Annotated in this window: 3 protein-coding genes; all 3 read left to right on the top strand. The window is 61.4% G+C overall.

Annotation, left to right across the window (positions count from 1 at the left end; translation table 11 throughout):
• On the top strand, positions 1-395 hold a 395-nt coding region (locus tag PPOP_RS09055), incomplete at its 5' end, for a bifunctional adenosylcobinamide kinase/adenosylcobinamide-phosphate guanylyltransferase (protein ID WP_006285960.1).
• Positions 392-1240: an adenosylcobinamide-GDP ribazoletransferase gene (cobS, locus tag PPOP_RS09050; protein ID WP_006285959.1), complete on the top strand. Its 849-nt coding sequence runs from the start codon at positions 392-394 to the stop codon at positions 1238-1240. The genes PPOP_RS09055 and cobS, both read left to right, overlap by 4 nt.
• A complete protein-coding gene (locus tag PPOP_RS09045; RefSeq protein WP_006285958.1) occupies positions 1228-2853 on the top strand; it encodes a cobyric acid synthase in 1626 nt (541 codons plus the stop codon). The genes cobS and PPOP_RS09045 overlap by 13 nt, the downstream gene beginning before the upstream one ends.
• The last annotated feature ends 189 nt before the right edge of the window (positions 2854-3042 follow it).

The raw sequence follows: 3042 nt of genomic DNA, 5'->3' as shown, positions 1-3042 counted from the left end.
GGGAGCCGCTCCAGCTTCCGGAATGGCTCGCCCGCACCCGCGCGGATGCAGAGGCCGCGGATGAAGTGCCGGCCGTGCTCATCGACTGCCTGACGCTCTGGCTGTCGAACGAGCTGCTTCGAGCGGAGCAGCAATGGGGAGCGGGTCTGGAAGCCGAGCGCTATCTGGAGGCGCGCATCGAACGGCTGGAGGAGGAAGCCGTCCGCTTCCACGGCACGCTGGTCATGGTTACGAACGAAGTCGGGGACAGCATCGTTCCCGTCTACAAGCTCGGCCGAGTGTTCCGTGACGCGGCCGGCCGCTTGAACCAGCGCATCGCCGGCAAGGTGGATGAAGTATATCTCGTGACGGCAGGCATTCCGATCGAACTGAAGAGCCGGGAGGTACAGCTATGAAGCGGACATGGCAAGGACTCGTCGCTGCGCTGCAATTTCTGACCCGGATTCCCGTTCCGTTCTCTGTGCCGTTCACGAACGAGGTGCTGAAGCGAAGCACCTTCTTCTTCCCACTGGCTGGCTTCTTCATCGGCGGGCTGGTGTGGGCGGCAGGCTGGGGACTGCTTCACCTGCTTCCCGTCTTCCCGGCGGCCGCGCTGACGCTTACCCTGGCCGTTGCGCTCACGGGCGGGCTTCATATGGACGGTTGGATGGACACGGCCGACGGCGTGCTCAGCTCGCGTTCCCGCGAACGGATGCTGGAGATCATGAAGGACAGCCGTAGCGGCGCAATGGGCGTCATCGCATGCGTTCTGCTGCTGCTGATCAAATGGACGCTCCTCGTCTCACTGATGGAGCTGGGCTTGTGGAACGGCTGGGTTGTCATTCCGTTCATCTGGTCGCGTGTCGCGATGGTATTGGCGCTGGCGAGCAAGCCTCAGGCGCGCCCGGAAGAGGGGCTGGGCGGGTATTTCCTTGGCGTGAATGCCGGGCATGTCGCGATCGCCTATATGTTAGGCTTCGCGCTTGCCGCCGTAGCCGTCGCAGCAACGGGAACGGCAGATGCCGGACGGAGCCTAAGCGCGCTTACGGGGCTGGGACTCTCGTCTTCGGCCGCCGCCATCGTGATGAGTGTCGCCGCGCCGCTGCTGTGCACGGCGGGGGCCTGCCTGCCGTTGCAATACTTGTCGCGGAAGCTGGGCGGGCTGACCGGAGATACGTACGGCGCGATTAACGAATGGACGGAGGCCGTCGGCTTGCTGCTGCTTCTCCTGGCGGCAACTGGGAAAGGATGGAGGATATGAGCGAGAGATCCGGCGCCGGGCAAGGCGCGGAACAGGCGAAGGAGACGGAAGGACGGCCGCAGGGGCGGACGATCATGCTGCAAGGAACCGCCTCCGATGTCGGCAAGAGTGTCGTGACGACGGCGCTGTGCCGCATATTCAAGCAGGACGGCTACCGGGTAGCCCCGTTCAAGTCGCAAAATATGGCGCTTAATTCTTATGTGACGCCGGACGGCAAGGAGATTGGGCGTGCGCAAGGCGTGCAGGCGGAAGCTTGCGGCATCGCGGCGACGACGGACATGAATCCGGTGCTGCTCAAGCCGACGAAGGATATGCATTCGCAGGTCGTTGTTCACGGCAAGCCATATCAGAACCTGAGCGCCCGCGATTACCGGTCCGGCTTCCTGACCGAAGCGAAGCGGACCGTAGTGGACGCGGTGAACCGGCTGCGCGCCGCCTACGAGATTGTGGTCATGGAGGGAGCGGGCAGCCCGGCCGAAATCAATCTGAAGCAGAATGATATCGTCAATATGAACATGGCTGCCTGGGCAGAGGCTCCCGTCCTGCTCGTGGCGGACATCGACCGCGGCGGGGTGTTCGCTTCGATCGTCGGTACTCTGGAACTGCTGGAGCCGCATGAACGGGAGCGGGTTCAAGGATTCATCATCAACAAATTCCGCGGCGATGTCACGCTGCTGCAGCCCGGGCTCGACTGGCTCGAAGCGCGCACAGGCATTCCGGTGATCGGCGTGCTGCCTTATGCCGACGATTTGGACATTGAAGCGGAGGATTCGGCCGCGTTGGAGCAATGGAAGGGGAAGATGCTTCCAGAGAACGACCTGGATATTGCGGTCGTGGACGTACCGTGCATCTCCAACTTTACCGACATCGATCCGCTGACTGCGGAGCGCGATGTACGCATCCGTTATATTCGCAAGTCGGAAGAGCTCGGCGTGCCAGTTGCCATCATTATTCCGGGGACGAAAAGCACGATGGCGGATTTGCAGTGGCTGCAGGAGACCGGGCTGGCCGACGCGTTGGCGGCTTATGCGAAGGAAGGGGTCATAACGGGCATTTGCGGAGGCTATCAAATGTTAGGCGAGGTTCTGCGCGATCCGTACGGATCGGAGGCTGAAGCGGGTTCGGTCATGGACGGACTGGGGCTGCTGCCGATGGAGACGGTGTTCGCCACCGACAAGCGGACGGAACGCGTGCGGGGAATGGTCATTGCCTCCGGACTGCGCGGGACGCCGCTTGAGGCTTGCCCTATGGAAGGCTATGAGATTCATATGGGCCGTTCGCTGCCGACGGCGGCGGATATTGCGGCCGGACCACTGCTGGAACTGCGGGCCGCGGATGAGGCAGATACGGCATGCACCGGACATGACGGCCTGCTGCATCCGAATGGACGCATTATGGGTACTTATTTGCATGGCTTGTTCCATAATGACGCCTTCCGCAGGGGCTGGTTGAACAGGCTCCGCGAGGCGAAGGGGCTTGCGCCTCTGCCCGTCGAATTGAACTTTGCCGTGCAGCGGGAGGTTGCGTATGACCGCCTGGCGGATCGGGCCCGCAGCCACTTGGACATCAAGCGTATCTATCGTATATTGCAGATTGCGGAAGCGCAGTCCTGAAGATGTCCGAAGCCTTGAATCGGCACGGGCCATCCGCGAAAAGCCGCTTGTATTGCGGCTGTAGAGAGATTACAATCAAGGGAGTCTGGCTGCCGGCGAGGCCACTGAAAAAGTCCTTCTCATGAAAAAAGGTACGGCTCCTCAAGAAAATTGAGGAGCCGTACCTTTTTTCGTTTATAATTAATGCAT

The sequence above is a fragment of the Paenibacillus popilliae ATCC 14706 genome (genome assembly GCF_000315235.1).
Classification (GTDB): Bacteria; Bacillota; Bacilli; order Paenibacillales; family Paenibacillaceae; genus Paenibacillus_B; species Paenibacillus_B popilliae.
Note: the sequence above shows the minus strand (reverse complement) of the source record. Positions and strands in the feature narration are given on the sequence as shown.

Excerpts from the sequence above, each read along its gene's own strand:
- cobS (WP_006285959.1), top strand. The coding sequence starts at position 392 with ATGAAGCGGACATGGCAAGGACTCGTCGCTGCGCTGCAATTTCTGACC.
- PPOP_RS09045 (WP_006285958.1), top strand. The coding sequence starts at position 1,228 with ATGGAGGATATGAGCGAGAGATCCGGCGCCGGGCAAGGCGCGGAACAG.